This window comes from Citrobacter sp. RHBSTW-00017, assembly GCF_013797615.1.
In the GTDB taxonomy this organism is placed as follows: Bacteria; Pseudomonadota; Gammaproteobacteria; order Enterobacterales; family Enterobacteriaceae; genus Citrobacter; species Citrobacter braakii.
The window spans coordinates 3,604,241-3,630,118 of record NZ_CP056899.1; the positions used below are offsets into that span (position 1 = coordinate 3,604,241).

21 protein-coding genes are annotated in these 25,878 nt (G+C 55.3%); 12 read left to right on the forward strand and 9 right to left on the reverse strand.

Translation table 11 applies throughout. From position 1 onward, the window contains the following. Position 1: 1 nt before the first annotated feature. The 4 genes from entA to entC are packed head-to-tail and all read right to left on the reverse strand — an operon-like array spanning position 2 to position 4,447. Entirely contained in the window at positions 2–757 is a 756-nt protein-coding gene (gene entA, locus HV037_RS17565) for a 2,3-dihydro-2,3-dihydroxybenzoate dehydrogenase EntA (RefSeq protein ID WP_016155947.1), read from the reverse strand. Continuing rightward, positions 757–1,614, reverse strand: a complete 858-nt coding sequence (locus HV037_RS17570; RefSeq protein ID WP_016152199.1) for an isochorismatase — start codon at positions 1,612–1,614, stop codon at positions 757–759. The genes entA and HV037_RS17570 overlap by 1 nt, the downstream gene beginning before the upstream one ends. Before the next feature lie 13 nt (positions 1,615–1,627). Next, a complete protein-coding gene (gene entE, locus HV037_RS17575; protein WP_103283607.1) occupies positions 1,628–3,238 on the reverse strand; it encodes a (2,3-dihydroxybenzoyl)adenylate synthase EntE in 1,611 nt (536 codons plus the stop codon). Between the two features lie 33 nt (positions 3,239–3,271). Continuing rightward, positions 3,272–4,447 carry an isochorismate synthase EntC gene (gene entC, locus HV037_RS17580; RefSeq protein ID WP_016152197.1) on the reverse strand — a complete coding sequence of 392 codons (1,176 nt, stop codon included), beginning with the start codon at positions 4,445–4,447 and terminating at the stop codon, positions 3,272–3,274. Positions 4,448–4,634: 187 nt separating this feature from the next. Here entC and fepB point away from each other — a divergent pair, with 187 nt between their 5' ends. Continuing rightward, entirely contained in the window at positions 4,635–5,591 is a 957-nt protein-coding gene (fepB, locus tag HV037_RS17585; protein WP_181500119.1) for a Fe2+-enterobactin ABC transporter substrate-binding protein, read from the forward strand. Positions 5,592–5,649: 58 nt separating this feature from the next. Here fepB and entS read toward each other — a convergent pair whose 3' ends face one another. Beyond that, on the reverse strand, positions 5,650–6,888 hold the full coding sequence (entS, locus tag HV037_RS17590; protein WP_181500120.1) for an enterobactin transporter EntS: 1,239 nt from the start codon (positions 6,886–6,888) through the stop codon (positions 5,650–5,652). Between the two features lie 109 nt (positions 6,889–6,997). Between entS and fepD the strand changes: the two genes are divergently transcribed. The 3 genes from fepD to fepC are packed head-to-tail and all read left to right on the forward strand — an operon-like array spanning position 6,998 to position 9,812. After that, complete coding sequence (gene fepD / locus HV037_RS17595; RefSeq protein WP_103283605.1) at positions 6,998–8,005, forward strand: Fe(3+)-siderophore ABC transporter permease; 1,008 nt, start codon at positions 6,998–7,000, stop codon at positions 8,003–8,005. Then, positions 8,002–8,994 carry an iron-enterobactin ABC transporter permease gene (gene fepG / locus HV037_RS17600; protein ID WP_016152193.1) on the forward strand — a complete coding sequence of 331 codons (993 nt, stop codon included), beginning with the start codon at positions 8,002–8,004 and terminating at the stop codon, positions 8,992–8,994. The genes fepD and fepG overlap by 4 nt, the downstream gene beginning before the upstream one ends. Then, positions 8,991–9,812, forward strand: a complete 822-nt coding sequence (fepC, locus tag HV037_RS17605; RefSeq protein WP_016152192.1) for an iron-enterobactin ABC transporter ATP-binding protein — start codon at positions 8,991–8,993, stop codon at positions 9,810–9,812. The genes fepG and fepC overlap by 4 nt, the downstream gene beginning before the upstream one ends. A gap of 45 nt (positions 9,813–9,857) precedes the next feature. Here the strand turns inward: fepC and entF are convergent, their stop codons facing one another. Genes entF through fes form a run of 3 tightly spaced genes read right to left on the reverse strand, consistent with a single transcriptional unit; the run spans position 9,858 to position 15,211 of the window. Further along, the gene (gene entF / locus HV037_RS17610) at positions 9,858–13,748 is read right to left on the reverse strand and encodes an enterobactin non-ribosomal peptide synthetase EntF (protein ID WP_103283604.1); all 3,891 of its coding nucleotides are present in this window, start codon (positions 13,746–13,748) and stop codon (positions 9,858–9,860) included. Continuing rightward, a complete protein-coding gene (locus HV037_RS17615; RefSeq protein WP_016152190.1) occupies positions 13,745–13,963 on the reverse strand; it encodes an MbtH family protein in 219 nt (72 codons plus the stop codon). The genes entF and HV037_RS17615 overlap by 4 nt, the downstream gene beginning before the upstream one ends. Positions 13,964–13,993: 30 nt before the next feature. Continuing rightward, positions 13,994–15,211, reverse strand: coding sequence for an enterochelin esterase (gene fes / locus HV037_RS17620; protein ID WP_016152189.1), 1,218 nt, complete (start codon positions 15,209–15,211; stop codon positions 13,994–13,996). Positions 15,212–15,464: 253 nt separating this feature from the next. Here fes and HV037_RS17625 point away from each other — a divergent pair, with 253 nt between their 5' ends. From HV037_RS17625 to HV037_RS17650, 6 genes are all read left to right on the forward strand, one after another. Further along, a complete protein-coding gene (locus tag HV037_RS17625; RefSeq protein ID WP_016155941.1) occupies positions 15,465–17,738 on the forward strand; it encodes a TonB-dependent siderophore receptor in 2,274 nt (757 codons plus the stop codon). A 50-nt stretch (positions 17,739–17,788) separates the two neighbouring features. Then, positions 17,789–18,451 carry an enterobactin synthase subunit EntD gene (gene entD / locus HV037_RS17630; protein WP_103283603.1) on the forward strand — a complete coding sequence of 221 codons (663 nt, stop codon included), beginning with the start codon at positions 17,789–17,791 and terminating at the stop codon, positions 18,449–18,451. Positions 18,452–18,568: 117 nt separating this feature from the next. Next, the gene (locus tag HV037_RS17635) at positions 18,569–19,510 is read left to right on the forward strand and encodes a D-ribose ABC transporter substrate-binding protein (protein WP_016152186.1); all 942 of its coding nucleotides are present in this window, start codon (positions 18,569–18,571) and stop codon (positions 19,508–19,510) included. 11 nt (positions 19,511–19,521) lie between these two features. Continuing rightward, positions 19,522–20,130, forward strand: coding sequence for a DUF2291 family protein (locus HV037_RS17640; protein WP_103283602.1), 609 nt, complete (start codon positions 19,522–19,524; stop codon positions 20,128–20,130). After that, positions 20,130–21,656, forward strand: a complete 1,527-nt coding sequence (locus HV037_RS17645) for a sugar ABC transporter ATP-binding protein (RefSeq protein ID WP_170973930.1) — start codon at positions 20,130–20,132, stop codon at positions 21,654–21,656. Before HV037_RS17640 ends, HV037_RS17645 begins: the two co-directional genes overlap by 1 nt. Position 21,657: 1 nt before the next feature. Next, positions 21,658–22,746 carry an ABC transporter permease gene (locus HV037_RS17650; protein WP_103283601.1) on the forward strand — a complete coding sequence of 363 codons (1,089 nt, stop codon included), beginning with the start codon at positions 21,658–21,660 and terminating at the stop codon, positions 22,744–22,746. An 82-nt stretch (positions 22,747–22,828) separates the two neighbouring features. Here HV037_RS17650 and HV037_RS17655 read toward each other — a convergent pair whose 3' ends face one another. Then, complete coding sequence (locus tag HV037_RS17655; protein ID WP_103283600.1) at positions 22,829–23,779, reverse strand: sugar-binding transcriptional regulator; 951 nt, start codon at positions 23,777–23,779, stop codon at positions 22,829–22,831. Positions 23,780–24,095: 316 nt separating this feature from the next. Between HV037_RS17655 and HV037_RS17660 the strand changes: the two genes are divergently transcribed. Then, the gene (locus HV037_RS17660; RefSeq protein ID WP_016152181.1) at positions 24,096–24,926 is read left to right on the forward strand and encodes a transketolase; all 831 of its coding nucleotides are present in this window, start codon (positions 24,096–24,098) and stop codon (positions 24,924–24,926) included. Then, a complete protein-coding gene (locus tag HV037_RS17665) occupies positions 24,919–25,866 on the forward strand; it encodes a transketolase C-terminal domain-containing protein (protein WP_016152180.1) in 948 nt (315 codons plus the stop codon). Before HV037_RS17660 ends, HV037_RS17665 begins: the two co-directional genes overlap by 8 nt. Positions 25,867–25,878 lie beyond the last annotated feature (12 nt).

Below are 25,878 nucleotides of genomic sequence, written 5' to 3' on the forward strand. Positions count from 1 at the left end.
GTCATGCCCCCAGCGTGGAGCCGCCGTCCACCACGATATCCTGAAGCGTAATGTGGCTCGCCAGATCGGAAGCGAGGAATAAAATCGTGTTAGCGATTTCCTGTGGACGAGCGATTTTTCCCAGTGGAATGCCGAGCTTAAACTGCTCGCCAAACCCACGAATGCGCTGTTGCTCCGCGTCATCGCTGACCCACAACGTACGCTGCATGTCGGTATCGGTCGAGCCTGGCGAAACCACATTGCAACGCACACCGCTGCCTGCCAGTTCAAGTCCGACGGTCAGTGCCAGGTTTTTCAGCGCGGCTTTTGACGCACCGTATGCGCTCATACCGATACGCGGCGTGTGCGCCGCATCCGACGCGACGGTCACGATTGCCCCGCCCTGCTGGCGACGAAACTGCGCCATCGTCTGTTGAAACAGATTGAACGCCCCACCAACGTTAACCGCAAACGTCTGCTGCCACTCCTCAATACTCAGCGCATCGGTGGCCCCCATACGCAAAATACCCGCCGCATTGACCAACACATCCAACCGCTCGCGCGTTTGCAGGACGCGCTGACACACCTCAGCCACCTGTTCAGCATTCGCCACATCCAGCACTTCGGTGGCAAACGGGTAGTTATTCTGAGAAAATTCACGATCGAATCCTGTCACCTCAGCACCCGCTTTCACAAACGCCAGCGCCGTGGTGTAGCCAATCCCTTTTCCCGCGCCGGTTACCCAGACGGTTTTCCCTGCGAAGTCAAATCCAGACATTACTTCACCTCGCGAGAGAGCAGCGTCCACCAGGCGTCAATGGTCGGGTTTTTCGCCAGCATCACGAAGTCAATATCACCATGAACCTTACGCCAGCGCGCCGCCAGCGCCATCATGCGCACGGAATCCAGTCCGTAGTCGATCAGGTTTTCGTCATCCATCGGCTCTTCGGACTCATCCAGCAGCGGCAGAATAATGCTGCGTAACGCATCTTTGCTGGCCGGTACCGGCGTCGGTAATAATTCCTGAGTCATCACCACACGCCCGGAGCGTCCCGCCACGTATTTCAGCGACATCAGATGTTCGTCACGGCTAAAGTCTGCCAACGCATCGGCAACCATAAACGGCTTGATGTCGCGCATAAAGGCGTCCGTTGCGGTGGTCATACAGCCAATATGCGCATACACGCCGGTAATGATCAGTTGATTACGTCCGGTTTCCTTAAGCATCTGTTCCAGCGGGGAGCGATGAAATGCGCTGTAACGCCATTTCACCAGAATGGTATCCGCTTCATCCGGCGCCAGCGCCTCTACGATTTTCTGCTGTTCCGGTGAACGCGTCAGTCCCGGTCCCCACATATCATTGAGCAGAGCGCGGTCTTCATCACTCTGTTCTTTCGGCTGAGCGGTGTAATACACCGGAATGTTATGCTCTTTGCAGTACTGACGCAGTGCGGCGATGTTAGCGACGACCTGCTCCATCATCGGGCAGTTATCGCCCCAAAAGCCGATAAAATAGTCCTGCATGTCGTGGATCAGCAGCGCGGCGCGTTCGGGGTCAAACGCCCAGTCCACTTTGTTCACCGGAACATCAAGCGCCGTGGGTAGCGCATAAGCCTGCAGTTTAGGAATTGCCATCTCTTATTCTCCTTCAGGCCAGTGAACGTGATGCCAGCCACTGACGTAATTGTTTTTTATCTACTTTCCCAACCGGAGTCAGCGGTAACGACTCAACGCACTCCACGCGGTCAGGTAATTTAAATTCCGCTACGCCCTGTTCGCGTAGAAAACGACGCACCTGCACCGCTCGCAGCGGCTCTTTTACCACCAACCAGGCACAGCTTTTCTCGCCCATCAGTTCGTCATCCATACTGACCAGCGCGGCATGGATCACCATCGGGTGGCGCAGCAGCAGGTTTTCAATCTCTTCTGCAGCGATCTTCTCTCCACCGCGGTTGATCTGATCCTTCTCACGTCCCTGGACGGTGATGTAGCCATCTCGATCGATGGCGATCAGATCGCCAGAGCAGTAAAAACCGTTGGCGTCAAAGGCGCTGGCATTGTGCTCAGGACTGTTGAAGTAACCGCGGAAGGTGTATGGGCCACGCGTCATCAGGCGCCCGGTTTCTCCCTGGGCTAAAGGGTTGCCGTCAGCGTCTGCTACCCAGACTTCATCATCGGGACACATCGGGCGGCCCTGGGTATTGATGATGCGTTCAGGGCTGTCGTCCAGACGGGTGTAGTTCACCAGCCCTTCCGCCATGCCGAAGACCTGCTGCAGCTGGCAGCCAATCTCCGCCGGAATACGCGCCGCAAGCGAGGCGGAAAGCCGTGCCCCACCGACCTGTAGCAGCGTCAGCGAAGCCAATTGCGCATTGCTCCCCCACTCCGCAACTGCCTGCAGCCACAGGCTCACCGCTGGCGGCACCAGCGCCGTGACGTTAACCTGATGCTGTTCAATCAGAGGGAAGCACAGGGTGGCGCTCGGGTCAGCCGCCAGCACGACGGTGCCGCCAGCCAGGAATACCCCCAACGCGCCAGGCGAACTCATCGCGTAGTTATGCGCCGCCGGGATCGCGCATAAATAACGCGTTTCCCCGGTGAAGCGGCAAATCTCATTGCTGCGACGCACGCTGTAGTAGTAATCGTTATGGGTACGAGGAATCAGCTTTGGCGTCCCGGTAGTCCCGCCTGAAAGCTGGAAATAGGCCACCTCATCAGCAGGCGATGGCGTGGCGGAAAAATTAGTCGCAGGCTGGCTTATCGCCGTTTGCAGATTGTGTTCGCCTTCATCATTGCGCAGTTGCACCACGCGCACTGAATTGTGTTCAGCCACAAAAGCGTTAAGAAAATCGTCCCCGCTAAACAACGCATGCTGACGATCGGCAATCAGCAGCGCAGGTTCGATCTGTTTGGCATAGGCGTTAAGTTCGTTTCGCTGATGGCTGAATAATGCCAGCACCGGGGCTACACCCAGCTTGAGCAGCGCAAAGAAAGTGATATACAACTCAGCCACGTTGCCCAGTTGCACCAGCGCGGTTTCGCCGGGTTTGATCCCCTGACGGCGCAGGCTGCAGGCGAGATTGTCAGTGGCCTGATTCAGTTGGCGATAGCTCAGGTGGCGTTCGCCATCGATCACCGCCGTATGGTCGCTGTCGGCGTGACGGGTCAGAATGTCGGTCAGCGGCAAATCCTGCCAGTAACCTTTTTCACGATAGCGGCGGGCAAACTCCTCCGGCCAACGGGTGAAAGGAATACTCATTATCGCTCCTTAGAGGCCTGGTCAATAAGGCTCTTAATGCAGTCCAAAAACATTCAACATCGTGGAGAGTTTGGCTCCCGTTTCACGCCATTCCGCAACCGGGGACGAAGCCGGAACAATCCCGGCACCGGCAAAGAAACGTACCTGATTACGCAGCAGCTTCGCACAACGGATCGTCACCACCCATTCGCCGTTACCTTGAGCATCACACCAGCCGACAATGCCACCGAACAGTTCGCGATCGAACGGCTCCAGCTCGGCGATCAGTTTGCGCGCAACCTGATGCGGGAAGCCGCTCAGCGCAGGCGTCGGATGCAGCAGGCACGCGAGCGTCAGGGCGTTTTCTTGCGCGTTGGCTTTACCCTCAAACGGCGTGCCGAGGTGCCAGAGCGTAGGCGTGGTGACCAGTTGCGGAGAAGAAGGGAGTTGCAGTTCACGGCTGCGATCGCGCAGGACATTTTTCATGGCCTGCGTCACCAGTTCGTGCTCATGGCGATCCTTTTCGGACGCCAGCAGGCGGATGCCCGCCTCACGGTCCAGCACATCGTCCGGTTGACGTCGTGCCGAGCCTGCCAGCGGTAATGAGCTGAAACGATCGCCTTCTTTGCGTAACAGCAGTTCCGGACTGGCGCCAATCAATACGCCACCGTCTTCAAGGGGGACGTGGAAGTTGTAGCTCGCCGGATTTTGCGCCACCAGGCGCTCCAGCAGCGCCCCGCTGTCAATATTGGCATCAGCGGTGATATCGATCAGGCGTGACAACACCACTTTGTCGACTTCCGGGGTTGCCGTCAGCGCAGCCGCGCGAGCGACCATATCTTCAAAGAAGTTCTGTTCCGGGATCGATTTACGTTCAACAACGTTCAGCGACTGATGCGCGTTAAAGTAACGAGATGATTGCTGCTTCGCCGTTCGGGAGAACGTCTGCCATGACTGGGGAATAAACAGCGATGACGGCTGGCGGGTGTCAAAAGGAATCGCCCCGACCATGATGGGGTTAGCGATACCCTGCGCTTTGGCATCAGCAAACAGCGCATGCATTTTTTGTTGGAAAGGGCTGTCTGGCGAATCGCCATCAATTGCCGGTTCCGCATAGCGGGCGAAGCATCCTGACGTCGTAAAACTACGGTACGGCGACATAAAGAAAAAACTGTCGGGAGCGAGCGTCGGCATAGTCTGCGTTTTTTCCTCGGCCAGTGACGTTTCCATATCATCCTCCAAAAATGATAAAAGCTCTAATAATGATTATCATTTATATTTTCGGTCGCTAACCTAAAAGCAAAGCGGCGGTATGTCAACTCTTGTGGCAGCACAATGTGCGACTTTGGCTTGCATCCTTGTCCACTAACAATGAAAATGAGAAGCATTACTTATACTGATAACAGGATGCTGATTCGTGAGTCTCCCCTCTTTTTGCCGCACCGTGCTCTTACTGGCAGGTTTGTCTATTTCAGGAATTTCTTTAGGTTATGCCGCCGACTGGCCGCGTCAGGTTACCGACAGTAGTGGTACGCATACGCTGGAACATAAGCCGCAGCGAATTGTCTCCACCAGCGTCACCCTCACCGGCTCGCTGCTGGCAATTGATGCCCCGGTCATCGCCAGCGGCGCCACTACGCCGAACAATCGCATCGGCGATGCACAGGGCTTTTTACGCCAGTGGAGCGAAGTGGCAAAGGCGCGCAAACTGAGCCGCCTGTATATCGGCGAACCGAGCGCTGAGGCCGTGGCAGCGCAAATGCCGGATCTGATTCTGATCAGCGCCACCGGGGGAGATTCAGCCCTCGCGCTATACGATCAGTTGTCCACCATTGCGCCAACGCTAATCATTAATTACGACGACAAAAGCTGGCAGGCGCTGCTGACGCAGTTAGGTGAAATTACCGGTCAGGAGCAACAGGCGGCTGCGCGTATTGCCGAGTTTGATAAGCAACTGCAGGCGGTCAAGCAGCGTATTACCCTGCCGCCGCAACCGGTCAGCGCGCTGGTATACACCGCTGCAGCGCACAGCGCCAACCTGTGGACGCCTGAGTCGGCGCAGGGCAAGCTGATGGAGCAGTTAGGTTTCACCCTGGCACCGCTGCCTGCCGGATTGCACACCAGCCAGAGTCAGGGCAAACGCCACGATATCATCCAGCTTGGCGGTGAGAACCTGGCGGCTGGCCTGAACGGCGAAGCGCTGTTCCTGTTCGCTGGCGACAACAAAGATGCCGACGCCATTTATGCTAATCCGCTGCTGGCACATCTGCCTGCCGTGCAGAATAAACGTGTTTACGCCCTGGGTACGGAAACCTTCCGTCTCGACTACTACAGCGCGACCTTGCTGCTGCAACGTCTGTCAGCTCTCTTTTAATCGCCAGCGCCGGATACGGCTAACGCCTTATCCGGCCTACAAACCGTAGAAGACAACGCTATCCGGCATTCACAGGCATTTGTCGGAATCGGCGCACTTCTCCCAGCAACAGCAGCAGTAGCAGACCGACAATCACCAGCCCAAACCCACTTACGCTTGCCGAAGCAACCGGTGTCATCATCGCCCCCAATCCCCCTAACAGCGCCGCGCCGATCGCATCTCCTGTAACGTTCTGCGCAGTCCACAAACCGTTAATTCGCCCGAGCATCGCTTCTGGCGTCTGCGTCTGTAACAGGGTGTACTGCAACAAAGAGCTGACCGCACTCAGCCAGCCGAACAGCGCCAGGCAGACAACGCCAAGCTCCCAGATCGGCATCAACCCAAACAGACCGATAGCCAGGAACGAAGCCACGGTCGATACCAGCATGATCAGTCCCGGACGAACGCTGTGCGCCAGTTGTCCGCTGGTCAACGCGCCCACCGCCGCGCCAAGAGGAATGGCCGCATACAGCAGACCTATTTGCGCACTCGACATTTGCCAGTTAATCGCCAACGCGGGATACAACACGCGCACGGCGCTCGCCATAGTCAACAGACCGCCAAGCAGTGCAATGCCGCCAATCAGCGGGCTGGCAAGCAGAAAGCGAAATGCTGCCAGCAGTGATTTTAGCGGATGCTCGCGCGGCTGCGGCGGAGGCGGCAGCGCGGGAAGGCTCAGCAACGGCAGCAAGGTAATGAAAGTGCCCGCCGCCGCCAGACCGTAGTTCCACGCCACGCCACCGGTCGCGAGCAATACCCCGCCAAGCATCGGCGAAATAACCGAACCCAGGCGTACCGTCAACATGGTAATCGCCCCGGCCTGCATCAAATTCTCCCGCCCAACCAGCGCCGGTGTAGCCGCCAGCAACGCGGTCACGCCCAGCGAGGCAAAGAAACCGTCCCATAAGCCAAGCAAATAAATCGCCAGTAACGACGGTTCGGGCAGCAGCGCATTCAGACACAGACCAATAAAGCCGATTCCGCAGGTTCCACGAGCCAACAGGATCACTTTTTTACGCTCATAGCGGTCGGCCAGCACCCCGCCCACCATCAGACCAATAAACATTGCGCTGCCGGTCAACGTTACTGACAAACCGACCTGCCAGGTCGACTGGGTCATCATCTGGATCTGTACCGGAACCGCCACGCCGAGTAGCCCCAGAGAGACAATGGAAATAAAACGGGCGAGGAAGACGGCGCGAAATGCAGGGTGGGTCTTTAACAGGCTGAGATTGAGCAGCCAGGATTGTCGATTCATTACAGAGCCTTACCAGGTACTTTTTCAATATCCATTCGATGGCTGCACATGCTAACATATCCAAATAAGATCGATAACGATAATTACTATCATTATCAGGGAAGTTGATATGTCATGCTCTGTTTCCGCGACACGAGCCTTCGCCGTGCCCGGACTATTGTTATTACTTGTTCTCACCACGGTATTAAGTCTGGTTATTGGCGCCAAGTCGCTACCTGCCTCCGTGGTGCTGGATGCACTTACCGGCAGTTGTCAAAGCGCTGATTGCACCATCGTGCTGGACGCGCGACTGCCGCGCACGCTGGCGGGGCTGCTCGCCGGTGGGGCGCTGGGTCTGGCTGGCGCATTAATGCAAACGCTCACGCGTAACCCTCTCGCCGATCCCGGCATTCTGGGCGTTAACTCCGGAGCCAGCTTCGCTATTGTGCTGGGAGCCGCGCTGTTCGGTTTTTCCTCTGCGCAAGAGCAACTGCTGATGGCCTTTTCCGGGGCGCTGGTCGCGTCGCTTATAGTGGCCTTTACCGGCAGCCAGGGCGGCGGGCAGTTAAGCCCGGTACGCCTGACGCTGGCGGGCGTTGCGCTGGGCGCGGTGCTGGAAGGATTATCCACCGGAATCGCCCTGCTCAACCCGGATGTCTACGATCAGTTGCGTTTCTGGCAGGCCGGTTCATTGGATATCCGCAGCCTGCAAACGCTGAAGGTCGTCCTGGTGCCGGTACTGATTGCCGCGGCTGTCGCGTTGTTCCTTAGCCGTGCTCTGAATAGCCTGAGCCTCGGGAGCGACACCGCCACCGCGCTTGGCAGCAAAGTCGCTCGCACGCAGTTTATTGGCCTGTTGGTGATTACCGTACTGTGCGGCAGTGCGACCGCGATTGTCGGCCCTATCGCCTTTATCGGCCTGATGATGCCGCATATGGCGCGCTGGCTGGTGGGGGCAGATCACCGTTGGTCGCTGCCCGTTACCCTGCTGGCAACCCCCTCTCTGTTGCTAATTGCCGATATCATCGGTCGCCTGATTGTCCCCGGCGAACTGCGCGTTTCAGTGGTCAGCGCATTTATCGGCGCGCCGGTGCTTATCTTTCTGGTACGCCGGAAACCGCGCGGGGGTGGCGCATGATGCACCTCTCCCGCCGCCTGATAGTCAGCAGCCTGCTGCTGGTTGTAGGTTGTCTCGCCGTTGGCTTGTGGAGCCTGCGTAGCGGCGTCGTTACGCTGGAAACCCAGCAAATTATTGCCGCTCTGCTTGGCGATGCGCCGCGCAGTATTACGCTGGTGGTGACCGAATGGCGTTTGCCACGCGTGCTGATGGCGCTATTGATTGGCGCGGCGCTCGGCGTGAGCGGTGCAATATTCCAGTCGCTGATGCGCAACCCGCTGGGCAGCCCGGATGTGATGGGTTTCAATACCGGTGCCTGGAGCGGTGTGCTGGTGGCAATGGTGCTGTTCGGACAGCATCTCACCGCTATCGCGCTTGCGGCCATGGTTGGCGGGGTCCTGACGTCTCTGGTGGTCTGGGCGCTCGCCTGGCGCAATGGTATCGACACCTTCCGGCTGATTATTATTGGGATCGGCATACGCGCCATGCTGGTTGCGTTCAACACCTGGCTACTGCTGAAGGCATCATTAGAAACCGCGCTGACCGCCGGACTGTGGAACGCCGGATCGCTCAATGGCCTGACCTGGGCCAAAACCTGGCCTTCTGCCCCACTGATTATCCTTATGCTGGTGTGCGCCACGCTGCTGGTGCGCCGGATGCGTTTACTGGAAATGGGTGATGACAGTGCCTGTGCGCTTGGCGTCAGCGTAGAGCGCTCACGTCTGATGATGATGCTGGTTGCGGTTGTACTGACCGCTGCCGCCACCGCGCTGGCTGGCCCTATCTCGTTTATTGCCCTTGTCGCCCCACATATCGCGCGGCGGATTAGCGGCACATCGCGCTGGGGATTAACCCTGTCGGCGCTGTGTGGCGCGTTGCTGCTGTTGATGGCGGATTTATGCGCCCAACAGCTGTTTATGCCTTATCAGCTTCCGGTGGGCGTTGTCACCGTAAGCCTCGGCGGTATTTATCTTATCGTCTTGTTAATTCAGGAGTCCCGCAAAAAATGATCGAATCAGTAGCCCGTTTGCGTGGCGACCAGTTAACGCTGGGTTATGGCAAATTTACCGTAGCGGAAAACCTCAATGTGTCGATTCCAGACGGTCACTTCACCGCAATTATCGGGCCAAACGGCTGCGGAAAATCAACGCTACTGCGCACGCTTAGTCGTCTGATGACGCCCGCGCACGGTAAGGTCTGGCTCGACGGCGAGCATATCCAGCACTATGCCAGCAAAGAGGTTGCTCGCAGAATAGGTTTGTTGGCGCAGAACGCCACCACGCCGGGTGATATTACGGTACAGGAGCTGGTTGCCCGTGGGCGCTACCCGCATCAGCCATTGTTTACCCGCTGGCGAAATGAGGATGAAATCGCGGTCTCAAACGCAATGCAGGCGACGGGAATCACTCATCTTGCGTCACAAAGTGTGGATACCCTTTCCGGTGGACAACGCCAGCGCGCATGGATTGCGATGGTGCTGGCGCAGGAAACGTCGATTATGCTGCTCGATGAACCTACCACCTGGCTGGATATCAGCCATCAGATCGATCTGCTGGAGCTGCTGAGTGAGCTAAACCGGGAGAAAGGGTATACGCTGGCCGCCGTTCTGCACGATCTTAATCAGGCGTGTCGCTATGCGACGCATCTGATTGCGCTGCGTGACGGAAAAATTGTTGCCGAGGGTGCGCCGAAGGAAATCGTCACCGCGCAGCTTATTGAAAAAATCTATGGTCTGCGCTGTATGATTATCGACGATCCGGTTGCCGGAACGCCGTTAGTGGTGCCGCTTGGGCGTACACCGAAAATTCATACCCAGTCATCTCTATAGAGATGACTACACGGGTCAGCGTTTAACACGCTGACCCGATGACGTTTATTGGATATTTTGGAGCAGGTCACGCATGACAGGCCCAATCTTCTCAAACGCTTCAGGGGTTATGATATCAACATGCGCGCAGTCCTGACGATATACATCCAGACTGGATATCCACGGTGACCAACTGCGTTCAGGACTGACCCCCGGCACTAAGGTGCGCTCAGCGACGAACAGCGTGGCGTGACCAGCAAACGGCACGCTGTGTGCCGTGGTGAGCAGGCGAACCGCATCGGCGTAGTTGCCTTCGATAGCATTAAATAAGGCCTCTGACGCATTCCCCTGCTGCGCTGCCAGAAACGCTTCACGTTCACGCTCGATCTCGGCCAGTACCGCGGGATCCAACCCATTAGCCTCCTTTTCCTGCCAGTTTTGCGTTTCCGGCGGCCAGGTATCCAGCAGCCCCAGGAATGCAACTGTCTCTCCTCTGGCATGTAAGCGTGCGGCGATTCCCTGCGCCAACGTCCCCCCCAGCGAGTAGCCTAATAAATAATAGGGACCATGAGGCTGCTGGCTGAGCAGCGTTGCCAGGTGATGTTCGCATACCGCATCAAGGTTTTCCGCCGTCTGCATAGGGCCATCCGGTCGCGGCGACTGAATGCCAATAATCGACCACTGCGGGCTGAGGTAACGCGACAGCACGCTAAACTGCCAGGCGAAACCCGACGCCGGATGGAAGCAAAACAGCGTTGGGCCATGACTTTCACGCAGCGGCAGCAGCGTCTCGAATCCCAGACGCTGCGACTGTTCATCATCATTGCTCTCCAGCAGTGCACTCAGTTGTTCAACAGTAGAAGCCACCATTATTTGCCCAGGCGTTACCTGACGCTCAAAAATCCGGCTCAACTGCGCTGCCAGCTTCATCGCCAGCAGCGAATGTCCGCCAAGCGCAAAGAAGTCAGCCTCTACGTCATTAACCTCGCAATCCAGCAAAGCCGCAAAAGACTGCGCGATGGCGGTTTCAGTCCCTGCTCGCGGCGCACGTCCTGACGTACGCGACGTCAACTGCGGCATCGGCAGCGCTTTACGATCCAGTTTACCGTTTGCACTCAGCGGCAGCTCCGCCAGTTGCAACAATACCGTCGGCACCATATGCGCAGGCAGTTTTTCACGCAGAGTTTCCCGCAATGCAGACGTATCCAGCGGTAACCCCGATTGCGACACCAGATACCCCACCAACTGTCGTGCATCGCCGCCTGTCGCCGCCGCCTGGTTGAATACGCAGGCGTGGGCTACGGCATGTTCGACATCTGGCAGCTGCTGCATCACCCGATCAATCTCACCGAGCTCAATGCGCTGTCCGCGAATTTTAAGCTGGTCATCGCTGCGCCCGAGGTATTCCACTGCGCCATTCTCCAGCCAGCGCGCCACATCCCCGGTACGGTACATGCGTTCACCAGGGTTAAATGGATCGGCGATAAAGCGGCTCGCGGTTAGATCCGCTCGCCCCAGGTATCCTTGCGCCAGTTGGATCCCCGTCAGATAGAGATCACCTGCCACGCCAAAGGGCACCGGGCGCATCATGGCGTCCAGGATCCGTAAACCGGTATTCCATACCGGATAGCCAATCGGCACGCTATTGCCCGTTACGGCAGCGAGATCGTCCCCCCAGGCCGGATACCAGCTCACATCGACCGCCGCTTCCGTTGGCCCGTATAAATTGTGCAGTGGCGCATGAGTCAACTGTTCCCATTCGCGGCATAAATCTGCAGGTAAGGCTTCGCCGCTGCAGAATACCCGTTTCAGCGAGGCACAGCTCTCCCGCGCGGTTTCCGGCGTCAGTGAAGCAACAAAAGCGGCCAGCATAGAGGGAACAAAGTGCGTGGTCGTCACCCCTGACTGCGCAAAGAACTGCTGCATCGCCAGCGGATCGCGGTGCGCTTCAGGTTCTGCCATGACCAGTTTTGCCCCGGCAATAAACGGCCAGAAAAACTCCCATACCGAGACGTCAAAACTGCACGGCGTTTTTTGCGCCACCACATCATCCGCGGTCAGAGGATAGTGATTTTGCATCCACAGCAAACGGTTAACGATGGCTGTTTGCCCAACCATCACCCCTTTTGGTCTGCCGGTAGAACCGGAAGTAAAAATAATATAGGCCGTATGATTAGGTTGAGATAGCGCCAGCGGTGCAGCATCCTCTTCTGGCAGCGGCGCGTTGTAGCACAGACTTTCCAGCTCCGGAATATCGCTAAAGCGTGCCAGTTGCTCTTCGGTCGCGATCAACAATTTTGGCTTCGCGTCTTCGAGCATCATCCGCAGGCGATCGTCCGGGTATCCGGTATCCAATGGCAGCCAGGCAGCTCCCGCCTCAACAATACCGTGCAGCGCCAGAGTGAGGAACACGGAACGCGGTAATGCCACGGCAACGCTGTCACCAGGCTGTACGCCACGCTCGCGCAGGCGGCGCGCCAGCGCCACAACCTGTTGGCGCATTTCACGATAGCTAAACTGATAGCGGGCATCAGCCAGCGCCGGGGCATCCGGCGTTTTATCGGCCTGCTGTGCCACCAGCGCGCTCAGCGTGGTGGACGGAATCGCCACGGTCGTTTCGTTAATCTTCGCCAGCCGCTCATGTTCTGTCGGCAACAGCATCCCGGCATCGCCGCAGCATAGCGACGGATTGTCGGCAAACTGCGCGATAAGCGCGGTTAAACGCGATGCATGTTGCGCCAGCGTCGCGGCATCGTAGCGCTGTTTATTGGCCAGGATTTCAATACTCAGCCCGCCGTTTTCATCCGGGAACAGCGCCAGCTCCAGATCGTTCACCGGACCTGTCGCCAACGTATGGGTTTGCGCCTGAACGCCAGGAATATTCAGTTGATAGTCGAATATTTTCACGTTCAGTACCGGGCCAAACAGCGGTTCGGCACCGGCTGCGCGCCCGCTGTCGCGAACAATTTGCTCAGCATCATATCGCTGATGTCGGCGCATTTTCTTCAACTGTGCGGCCAGTCGTAGGGCAAGTGCAGGCAAGCTTTCTGCCGCATTCAACTGCACGCCAAATGGCAGGACGTTTAAAACCGGTCCGGTGGACGTGAGCGCCGCCGACCCCATACGCCGCATAAAGATAAACCCGGCGGCATATTCCATTCGGCTGCATAAACGTCCGAGCCACAGCGCCACCAGCGCAAGGGCCAGATCCGCACGCTGAACGTCTGGCATACGTGCCGCAAGCCGGCGAAACTCCCCTTCAGGCGCGGTTAACTTCAGACGAATAATATCCGCGCTGGCCGACCGCCCTGGCAGGGGTTTGTTAGACAGCGAAGCCGGAGGTGGGAGTTGCTTTCGCTGCTCGGTCCAGAAGGCGCCGTCGCGTTGCCAGGCATCGCTTTGCCGATACTGTTGATACTCTTCCACCACCTCAGAAAATGGCGTAAAAGGTGATTCCGGCGTGGGCTCGCCATGCAGCCATGCGCGGTAAATTGCGGCTATCTGGCGGGTAATGGCCGGGAAACTGAAGCCATCAACCAGCAGATGATGGTAACGCTGATACCAATACCAACGCTTTTCTCCCACCTGAATGAGCAGGTGAAAAACCAGCGGCTTAGTGCCATCAGCACGGATGTCCTGCTGCAGGTCTGCCTGCATCAAGGCGCGCGCTGCCGCATGCGGATCGGATTTTTCGCGCAGATCGATAATTTCTGGTGGCGCAAAGGCAAGCGCAGAGTCTACCCATTGCCAGACCTCGCCGTTATCTTCGCTAAACCGCATCCTTAGAGTATCGGCCTGCTGCAGACCCGCCACTACCGCTTTCGCCAGCAACGGTGCGTCCAGTTCGCCAGTTAATTCTACGTAGTGCGCCACGCTCCACGCAGAGGGCAATGTGGAGAGTTTTTCCGCCATCCAGATCCCCGGCTGAGCCGCAACTAACGGTAAACGTTGAGTCATGGAGCCTCCTGCACATCGACGTAGTTCGCTGGCGTCAGCGTGGTCCAGTTTGCATCCAGCCATTGCTGGCAGGCTTCCTGTGATTGGGGTTCGCACGCGACCGTCCAGCCAGCAGGAAGTGAGCATTGCTGCGGCCAAAGGCTAAACTGACGTTGGGGATTTTGCAGAATGTAAAACTGGCCCTGCGGATTATCGAAGGGGTTACTGAATTCCATACTCAACTCCTGTCGTGGAACATCGTCCGGTTAAATCGTGTCGGTAAGCGGTTGCCAGAGCGTGATCAGCCCTTGCATCAGTCCGCCGCGCCAGCAAAGCGCATCGTGTCCACCATCAACCTGACGCCAGAAAATAGACTGTGGTGCAGAGGGTAACTGGGCATAAAGCGCCTGATTTGCGCGATAAATAATGGGCTCGCGGATCCCGGCTTCCAGGACAATACGCAGCCCCTGGGCGCTTATCTTTCCGCTTTTCAGTTGCTCAACGATCGCCCCATCCTGATGACCACCGCGATGCGGCCACCAATAAGAGCCTGACTGGCTGAGCACGCAGCCAAAGCGCGCGGGCCAGTTCAGCCCGGCATACAGCGATGACAGCCCGCCAAAACTTTGCCCGGCGACGACGGTACGCTGCGGGTCGTCACTGAACGCGGTCGTGGTCTTCACCAGCGGCAATAGTTCCTGCTGTACTGCCAACCAAAAATCCGCATTACACGGCAATTCGCGGCTGCGGTGAGCCGTGTCGATGGTATCAATCAGGAGATAAACGGCGGGCGGGAGGTGTCCGCGATGGGTGAGTGAAGTCAGCGCAGGCCAGACCGGCATACTCTGTGCCCAAAACTGTCCGTCCAGCAGGATAGCCAGCGGACGCGCTTCCGGCTGAGCTTCACCAGTGGTAAACACCCACACGCGGCGTGTATTGCCGAGTCTGGCGCTACGCCATTGCAGGCAAACTGCGGGCGAGTCGGGGTTTTCAGGTCGATCCCATCCCGGTTGTACGGGTGCATCAGGCATTTCCAGTGCAGACACCGCATGGCCACGACCGCCCTGCCAGCTCTGCGGATTGAGGGGATCGGCAATAGCCTGCGGCAACAATTGCCGCCAGCCTTCACGCAGCACGGTTCGGTCAGGCGCTTCGCCCGGCGTCTGCGCGGCAAAAATATCATTTCGTTCTGTTGGGATAAAACAGTAACTGCCGCGCCAGTTGGCGCTGAGGGAAACACTCCAGCACCAAACATTTGTTCCGTCAATGCGTTGCATCGACTGCGGGGTGGCATTTTGATGGTGGTCGGTGACGCCGGTGATATAGACCCATACGCGGTGAATGGCTGACTCTTTTTCCGTTCCCTGCGGGTCGCGCCACCAGAAGGTTACCCGATAATTTCCGTTGTCTTCACGCTCCCACTCCGGGCCTTTTTTTGACTGCCACCACGCCTCGCTTCCCATCTTTAACGTCGTCACCGCCATAACCCCATGTTTATTGTCAAATTTTATGATCTAGCGTGAAATATATTGATAATATTATTGATAACTATTTGCATTTGCAATAGCGTATTGTCGCGCTGTGGGAAGCGCGCACAGTTTTTCACCACTTATAAACCGGCCTGGCGCTGCGTACTTTTTCTGGAATGGAGGGTTTACGCGGATGCGGGCGACATCAGACCAAATGCCGCACCACGGCACATTGGTACTCGTGGCTAAAAGAACAGCAGGACATACAATGAACAACAAGATTCATTCACTGGCCTTATTGGTCAATTTAGGGATTTACGGGGTAGCCCTGCCAGCGATGGCAGAAGATCAAACCGATAGCGCCGCTGTCTCTCATGAAGACACCATCGTGGTTACCGCCGCCCAGCAGAACCTGCAGGCACCGGGCGTTTCAACCATTACCGCTGATGAAATTCGTAAGAATCCTCCCGCTCGCGATGTGTCGGAAATCATCCGTACCATGCCAGGCGTCAACCTGACCGGTAACTCAACCAGCGGTCAACGCGGCAACAACCGCCAAATCGATATTCGCGGCATGGGGCCGGAAAACACCCTGATTCTGATCGACGGCAAACCGGTAACCAGCCGTAACTCTGTGCGTCAGGGCTGGCGCGGCGAGCGTGATACCCGCGGCGATACTGCCTGGGTGCCACCAGAAATGATCGAACGTATTGAAGTGCTGCGCGGTCCTGCCGCGGCACGCTATGGCAACGGTGCGGCTGGCGGCGTGGTGAATATCATCACCAAAAAAGGCAGCAACGAATGGCACGGCTCCTGGGATACCTATTTCAACGCCCCGGAACATAAAGACGAAGGTTCAACCAAACGCACCAACTTTAGCCTGAACGGTCCGCTGGGCGGGGATTTCAGCTTCCGTTTGTACGGTAATCTCGATAAAACCCAGGCCGACGCGTGGGATATCAACCAGGGTCATCAGTCAGAACGTACCGGCACGTATTCAAATACTTTACCGGCCGGTCGTGAAGGGGTGATCAACAAAGACATTAACGGCGTGGTTCGCTGGGATTTCGCCCCGCTCCAGTCACTGGAACTGGAGGCTGGCTATAGCCGTCAGGGCAACCTGTATGCGGGCGACACTCAAAACACCAACACCAACCAACTGGTGAAAGATAACTACGGGAAAGAGACCAACCGTCTTTACCGCCAGAACTACTCTCTGACCTGGAACGGCGGCTGGGATAACGGCGTCACTACCAGTAACTGGGTGCAGTATGAACATACGCGTAACTCCCGTACGCCGGAGGGCCTGGCGGGGGGTACCGAAGGGATTTTCGACCCGAATGCGTCACAAAAATACCTCGACGCCGACCTGAGTGACGTCATGCTGCACAGTGAAATCAGCATTCCGTTAGATCTGCTGGTTAACCAAAATCTGACGCTCGGTACCGAATGGAACCAGCAGCGCATGAAGGACATGTTGTCCAATTCGCAGACCTTTATGGGCGGTGATATTCCAGGGTCCAGCAGCACCAACCGCAGCCCGTACTCAGACGCAGAGATTTTCTCTCTGTTTGCTGAAAACAACATGGAACTGACCGACAGCACCATGCTGACGCCAGGTTTGCGTTTCGATCATCACAGCATTGTGGGCGATAACTGGAGTCCGTCCCTGAACCTTTCCCAAGGTCTGGGCGATGACTTCACCCTGAAGATGGGGATTGCGCGCGCCTATAAAGCGCCAAGCCTGTATCAGCTCAACCCGAACTACATTCTGTACAGTAAAGGTCAGGGTTGCTACGCCACCGGCTCCGCGACCGGTATTGGTTGCTATATGATGGGCAACGATGATCTGAAGGCCGAAACCAGTATCAACAAAGAGATTGGTCTGGAGTTCAAACGCGACGGCTGGCTGGCTGGGGTAACCTGGTTCCGCAACGATTACCGTAACAAGATTGAAGCAGGTACGGTCCCGTTCGACAGAACGTCTATCACCAACAAAGGGAAAACGACTTATACCGATATCTATCAGTGGGAAAACATTCCTAAAGCGGTAGTTGAAGGTCTGGAAGGGACGTTGAACGTGCCGGTTAGCGAAACCGTTAACTGGACTAACAACATCACCTACATGCTGCAAAGTAAGAATAAAGAGACCGGCGAGCGTCTGTCGATTATTCCTGAATACACGCTGAACTCGACCCTGAGCTGGCAGGCACGTGAAGATCTGTCATTGCAATCCACCTTCACCTGGTACGGCAAACAGCAGCCGAAAAAATACGATTACCAGGGTAAACCCGTTACCGGTAGCTCGGCCAGTGAAGTCAGCCCATACAGCATCGTAGGCCTGAGTGCGACCTGGGATGTGACGAAAAACGTCAGCCTGACCGGCGGCGTGGATAACGTCTTTGACAAACGTCTGTGGCGTGAAGGGAATGCCCAGACCACGGGCGATATCGTGACCGGGAACTATATGGCGGGCGCAGGCGCGCACACCTATAACGAACCGGGCCGGACGTGGTTCATGAGCGTTAACACACACTTCTGATAACGTTTTTCCCTCTCCTCGCTGCGGGGAGAGGGAAACCGTAAGAAATCATGCACACAACGCACATCCCGCTCCCTTTCGCAGATCATATGCTGCACATTGTCGAATTTGATCCCGACACTTTCCATGAGCACGACCTGCTCTGGCTTCCCCACCACACTCAGCTCCACTCCAGTGGGCGTAAGCGTAAAGCTGAGCATTTAGCGGGGCGTATTGCCGCAGTCCACGCACTGCGTGAATTTGGCCACAAAACCGTGCCCGGCATCGGTGTGCAACGCCAACCATTGTGGCCGCAGGATCTGTTTGGCAGCATCAGCCATAGCGCAACAACGGCGCTGGCGGTCGTATCAACGCATCCCATTGGGCTGGATATAGAAGCTATTTTTACACCACAAACCGCAGTTGAGCTGGCTGATGGCATTATTGATAACCACGAACATCAGATTTTGCAGCATACCTGCCTGCCCTTTCCGCTCGCCTTAACCCTGGTATTCAGCGCAAAGGAGAGCCTGTATAAGGCGTTTTCCAATCAGGCATCGGGGCTACCAGGTTTCACCAGCGCAAAAATCACCGCACTCACGACTCAGCAATTAACATTACAAATCATGCCGTCATTTTCGGCAAACCTCGGCAATCAAGAAGTTAACGTTCATTGGTTTCAGCGTGATAAAAATATCGTGACGCTATTTCCATTCTCACCATCAGGATCGTGATCCTTTTCTCTTTTTAAGAAATTAGCTGCGCAAATCGTAGACAGTTCGATTATCTCGACTTATCGTTAACTTGAATAATAAATCATATTTGAATAAATATTCAAAGTGGAGAAAGAGATGAACAAGACCTTGATTAAATCCGTATTACTGGCCTCGATCCTTACCACATCGGGTTCGCTGTATGCTGCCGACAACGGACTGATTGCGATTATTACCCCTTCTCACGATAACCCGTTTTTTAAAGCCGAAGCCGACGGTGCAGTCGCCAAAGCAAAAGAGCTGGGATACGCCACGCTGGTTGCCTCTCATGATGATGACGTCAATAAACAAAACCAACTGATTGAGACTGCTATTGCTCGTAAAGCGAAAGCGATCATTCTCGATAATGCGGGTGCAGATGCCACCGTAGGGCCGCTGGAAAAAGCCAAAGCAGCGGGTGTAGCTGCTTTTCTGATCGATCGCGAAATCAATAAAACCGGTATCGCGGTGGCGCAAATCGTGTCGAATAACTATCAAGGCGCACAGCTCGGCGCAGAGAAGTTCGCCAGGTTACTGGACGGAAAAGGGAAGTACGTTGAACTGCTGGGACGTCAATCCGACACCAACGCCCATGTACGCTCGCAGGGGTATCACGATGTACTCGATGACTATCCGGACATGAAAATGGTAGCCCAGCAGACGGCAAACTGGAGCCAAACCGAAGCCTTTACCCGAATGGAAGCCATTTTGCAAACCAACCCAGATATCGTAGGCGTGATCTCAGGTAACGACACTATGGCGCTGGGTGCAGAAGCCGCACTAAAAGCGGCGGGGAAAAATAATGTCATCGTGGTCGGTTTTGATGGCAGCGACTACACCCGCGATTCAATCATTAATAAAAGCAATATTAAAGCGACAGTACTGCAGCCCGGCTGGCAACAGGCACAAATGGCTGTTGAGCAGGCGGATTACTATCTGAAAAACGGCAAAGCCCAGAAAGAAGAAAAACAGCTCATGGATTGCGTGCTGATTGACGAAACCAATGCCAGCAAGCTAAACAAGTTCAACCTGAGCCACTAAGCGGAGGCACTATGTCGTTAACACAATGGGGTGCCGCGCTGGTTGGATGCGCCACCCTGTTGCTGACGGCCTGTACGGTAGTTGACCTCGACGAAAACGGCAAACCAATTATCCCGGCCGATCCTCAGGCCAAAGCCAGTTTCGACAACCAGACTCCCGATCAGATCGCGCAACAAACCTGGCATTCCCGCGTCCTGGAAGCGGCACAGCAACATATTCTGGATGCTTCAGCGCTGACCACTCGCCTGAAGGCCCCCTCACCCGCTCCCGAAAGCGTGTTTGTACGCCTGACCAGCCAGATTGATAGCGTCGACACCACCAATGGGCGAGAGCACACCATCGTGGTGAGGGTCAATGATATGCCCGTCACGATTCAGATTGGCCCGGTAATGCGTGGCAATGCTATTCGCGATGCCAGTGGTTTCAAGTTTGAAGATTTTACTAACCAGGTTCAGTTTGCCCAACTGTCACGGGCTTATAACCGTGAAGCGGCGAAACAGTTACCCGCCGTAGACACTAGCTGGCAAGGGAAAACTGCCACGGTGCTGTTTGCCGTGACGTTGAATGCTGGAAAAGCGGAAAACGCAGCAGCACTGACGCTGGAACAGGAGGCTCACTAATGCGCAATACCTCAGCTGATGACATCATCCTGCGCACGCATGCCATTTCAATGCTGTTTCCCGGCACAATTGCACTGGACAGCGTCGATTATCAGGTCTGGCGTGGCAAGGTGAATGTGATTATTGGTGAGAATGGTGCGGGGAAATCGACGTTGATGAAGATCCTCGCTGGCGTTCAGCAACCCAGTAGCGGTGAGATGTCGCTCAATGGAAATCCCGTGCGCTTTGCCAGCACCCGGGATGCTGCGGCACATGGAATTGGTATGGTGCATCAGGAGTTAAACCTGTTTGAGAACCTCACCGTCGCGGAAAACATTTTCCTCGGTCGGGAGATTCAAAAAGGCATGGCCCCCATTAATGAGGCCGAGCAAGAGAAACGCACCGCGGAATTATTAACCCGGCTCGATCAGCCGATATCACCGCGCGACCTGGTTGGCAATCTCAAAGTAGGGCAGCAACAGCTAGTCGAAATCGCCAAAGCACTGGCTGAAGATGCAGATATCCTGATTCTTGATGAACCCACCTCAGCGCTCAGTAAAACTGAAGTCGAGATTCTGTTTCGCGTGATCCGTGAACTTACTCGCCAGGGCGTGTCGATAATCTATATCTCCCATCGCCTCGAAGAATTGATGGCAATTGGCGATGTGATCACTATTTTACGCGATGGTAAATTTCAAGCCGAAGCCAAGGTTAGCGACATCGATGTCCCGTGGATTGTGCGCGAGATGTTGGGCAGTGATCCGGTAAGCAACTTTCTCGAACCCGGCCGCACGTTTGGAGCTCCGGTTCTGGAAGCTGAACATATCACCTGCGTGAATACCGCTGGCAGCGCAGTCGTCAATGACGTCACCTTTAACGTTCATGCCGGTGAAATTGTCGGTATCTATGGACTTATGGGGGCTGGGCGAACCGAATTGTTCGAGTGCTTGTTAGGTACTGAGCGCAACTACCTCGGAAAACTGTGGCTCGACAGCAAACCGGTCCCGCAGCGCTTAACCACCGCCGATCGCATCCGTATGGGAATGAGTCTGGTGCCGGAGGATCGCAAGCGCACAGGGATTTTCCCCATTTCATCCGTCGCCACCAATCTGACCATTGCCAGCCTTTGGCGGCGTCTGCAACGTGGCTTTGCCATTGCCCGCAAAGATGAAGAGGCCGTGGTCGCCAGCACAATTGGCAATCTGTCGATAAAAGTCTCCTCGCCAGAGGTTGAAATTCAGGCGCTGAGCGGAGGGAACCAGCAAAAAGTGGTGATTGGTCGCTCTCTGCTCACCAATCCCAAAATTCTATTTCTTGACGAACCCACACGCGGCATCGATGTCGGGGCGAAAGCCGATGTGTTCCGCATGATGGTCCAGCTTTCCCAGCAGGGTATTGCTGTGGTCTTCTCCACCTCAGATTTAAAAGAAATTATGGCGGTTTCTGACCGCATTCTGGTGATGTCCGGCGGCAAGCTAACTGCCGATATCGCCCGCGATCGTGCCGAAGAATCGGCGCTGGTAACCGCAAGTGCTCAGGGGTTCTGATATGAAAACACTACAATCTGCCGCCAACGCGCCTCGCTCCACAGTCGCCTTCTCTCGGGAAAATATCCTGCTACTAATCCTAAAACTGCGCACTTTTATTGCACTGTTTTTAATCGTCGGGTTCTTTGCCTTCACCGTACCGGGATTTCTCTCTGGCGGCAGCATGGTCATTATGATCAAGCATATCGCCATTAACGCCTTTCTGGCGCTGGGGATCACGTTTGTCATTATTACCGCCGGGATTGATCTCTCAATTGGCGCTACGCTTGGGCTGTGCGGCATGGTCGCAGGATGGCTAATCACTAAAGGCATTGTATTGCCAATGTTCGGCATCGCAATTTTCCCCAGCGTCTGGGTGATTGTGCCTGTCGTCTTGTTGATTGGTGGGCTGATTGGCGCGGCGAATGGTTGGATCATCACCCACTATAACGTCGCACCGTTTATTTGTACGCTCGGAACCATGTACGTTTTGCGCGGGGCGGCGATGCTGACCTCCGATGGGCAAACCTTTCCCGGGCTTTCCGGCAATCCGCAGCTCGGCAATACCGGTTTTGATGAGATTGGTGCCGGTACACTGTTTGGGATTCCGTGGGCCATCTGGATGATGATTGTGCTGGCACTGGTCATTGCTTACGTCGCTCGTCGTCTACCTTTTGGTCGCCACGTTTACGCCATCGGGGATAACGAGCGCGCTGCTGAGCTGTCAGGGGTAAAAGTAAAACAGGTGAAAATCTGGGTGTATACCCTATCCGGACTGTGTGCCGCGATTGCTGGAATTGTGGTCTCGGCACAGCTTTCCGCCAGCCATCCGGCCAACGGTACGGCATTTGAGATGAACGCCATTGCCGCAGTGGTTCTCGGCGGTACGTCACTGGCCGGTGGACGGGGCACGATTTTAGGCACGCTGATTGGCGCTTTCGTTATCGGTTTTCTGGCCGATGGTCTGGTGATGATGGGCGTCAGCGAGTTCTGGCAAATGGTGATTAAAGGTATCGTGATTATCGTCGCGGTCATCATCGACCAGATGCAAAACCGGATGCAGCAAAAAGCCGCGGTGGTAGCACAAAAGGCGGCGATGGAAAGTCAGTAATCCCCTCTGAAAAGTCTGATATGCACAACCAGACAGCTCCAGGGGCCTCCTGGGGCTGTCAATTGTTTAACTCACCGTGACATCACCCTTCCACCAGACTGCGGGCTGTCGGGTAGTCGGTGATCAATACGTCAATATAATTCCCCTGCAATGCCCCGCGTATCGCATTCTGTTTTTCCACACCACCAGCCAAAGCAATCACGTGGTTACACTCCCGGATCTGCGAAAGCTCCATTCCGATGACCGGGTCTTCCTCATGGCTGAGTACCGGGTTACCTGCTGCATCGTAATAATGCAGACAGATATCGCCTACTGCGCCGCGCTCGGCGAGCAGTCGCAACATTTCTTCGTTGTAGTAGTTGCCTGAGTTTTTCAGCAATTGAGAAGGCTCCAGTTCGCCAATACCGACAATTGCCACATCCACTTCAGCAAACTTTTCAACCACCGCGGCAACGTCAGGGCTGTTAACCAACCGTGTACGCTCTTCAACCGAATGCTCAATACTTTGTGAAGGCAGCAACCAGGCCGGACAGCCAAGGTGCGCTGCCAACTGTTGCGTAAGAATCGTGGCCTGCACGTTACCATTCGGCCCTACGCCGCCCAGCAGTTGGATCACCCCCGCCGCACGGATATTTTGCGGGTGCATCTCATCGACCATACAGCGAATGGTGCTACTCCAGGAGGAAATTCCAACCAGGTCCTCGGCTCGCAGGCGGGTTTCAACGTAATGCGCCGCCGCACTGCCAATAGCATGCTTAATTTGCGTATTGCTGGGGTTGTCACCGACATCCACGACAATCGCCTGACGAATACAAAACTGCTCTTCAATGGCTTTTTCCAGCGCCACAAAGATATTGGTCGGCTGTACGACGGTGATTTTCACCAGCCCTTCTTTCTGACAACGCGTTAAAGCACGGGAGACAAAGGACTGCGACAAATGCAGCAGCGTGGCGATTTCAGACTGTTTTTTATTTTCGGCGTAGTAAAGCGTGGCAATCTTAACCAGCAACCGCTGTTCATCCTGCTTTGACATGGCATTCCCCCTGATAAACTGCCTGTTATTTTTATTCATACCTGAATAGATAACAAGTCATCAGTACCTTTCCAGTTATCACGTTAGTGTGATCCTTTTCTCTTTTCTCCAAAATTTGGTGGCACAAGCCGTAGACAAACCGCCAGACAAGGCATATCTTTAATCGTGAATAATAAATCAGTAGTGAATATTTATTCTAACCAATAACGACTGACTGTTTTATCTGCAGATTACGTGGTGGGTAGAGAGACAGTTGCACTACTGCACTCACATGGAATATTTATTCATTCAAGATTAAACATTCAAGAGGTGTCTTATGAATCCGTTTTCGCTCTCAATACCAGAGCTAGAAAAGAAAGCACGTGCCGTGCGTCGCCGCATTATCGTGTTGAATGCTGAAAGCCCGGCTGGCGGGCACACTGGCGCAGACCTGTCGCAGGTTGAACTGCTGACAGCACTCTATTTTCGTATCCTGAATTGCTCCCCGGAGATTAAAGAGAGCGACGAGCGCGATATCTACATCCAGTCAAAAGGTCACGCTGTGGGCGGTTACTACTGTGTCTTGGCAGAAGCCGGTTTTATTCCTGTGGACTGGCTGGCGACCTATCAACACGCCGATTCGCATCTGCCGGGGCATCCGGTAAAACATAAAACGCCAGGAATTGAATTGAATACCGGAGCTCTAGGTCACGGTCTGCCGGTTGCAGTAGGGATTGCGCTGGCGGCTAAACGCAGCAACAGCAAACGCCGGGTGTTTGTCGTCACCGGTGATGGTGAACTGGCCGAAGGCAGCAACTGGGAAGCAGCACTGGTCGCTGCCCACTATAAACTGGATAACCTGATTATCATCAACGACAAAAATAACCTCCAGCTTGCCGGATCAACCAAAGAGATCATGAACACCGATCCGCTGGATGAAAAATGGCGAGCCTTCGGTATGCAAGTCACAGAGTGTCGCGGGAACGATATGAGCGATGTGGTGCGCACGCTGGAAGGATTAACCCCTGAAGGCAAGCCATATGTCGTCATTGCACACACCACCAAAGGAGCCGGGATCTCTTTTATCCAGGGCCGCCCGGAATGGCACCATCGCGTGCCAAAAGGAGAAGAAGTTGAACTGGCGCTGGAGGAACTGAAAGATGCGTAATAGCGAACACCTAGCCACCGTCATGGTGAACACGTTAATTGCCGCGGTCAAACGTGGAATGGATGTTGTGCCGGTGGTGGCTGACTCAACATCAACAGCAAAAATCGCCCCATTTATGAAGGAATTTCCCGGTCGTCTGGTCAACGTGGGTATTGCCGAACAGACGTTGGTCGGTGCTGCTGCCGGACTGGCGCTGGGCGGTAAAATCGCCGTCACCTGTAACGCTGCGCCCTTCTTGATTTCACGGGCCAATGAGCAAATTAAAGTCGACATTTGCTACAACAATACCAACGTGAAGTTGATTGGCCTGAACGCAGGGGCCAGCTACGGACCGCTCGCCAGTACGCACCACAGCATTGATGATATTTCCGTGCTACGCGGTTTTGGCAATATAGAGATTTACGCCCCGTCCTGTCCGGTGGAATGCCGACAGATTCTCGACTACGCCTTAAGCCACATAGGTCCGGTTTATATTCGCCTGGATGGCAAAGCCTTACCCGAATTACACGACGAAAACTACCAGTTCGCGCCGGGTAATATCGATATTTTGCGCAAAGGAAAAGATGTCGCACTGGTGGCAATGGGCTCAACTGTGCATGAAATTGTCGAGGCTGCCACAGTGCTGGAACAGGCGGGTATTGACGCCAGCGTAATCAGTGTACCGTCAATTCGTCCCTGCAATACCCAACAGTTACTGGCAGCTTTAACCCACTGCAAGGCAGTGGTTAGCGTGGAAGAACATAACATTAATGGCGGCGTGGGAAGTCTGGTGGCTGAAGTGCTGGCAGAAGCTGGCTGTGCTATTCCACTGCGTAGATTGGGGATTGCCGATGGCCAATATGCAATCGCAGCCGATCGTGCAGCAACGCGCGCGCACCATGAAATTGACGCGGCGGGTGTCGTGAAAAACGCCACCGCACTGTTGCTGGCAACACGATAAAACAATAACAAC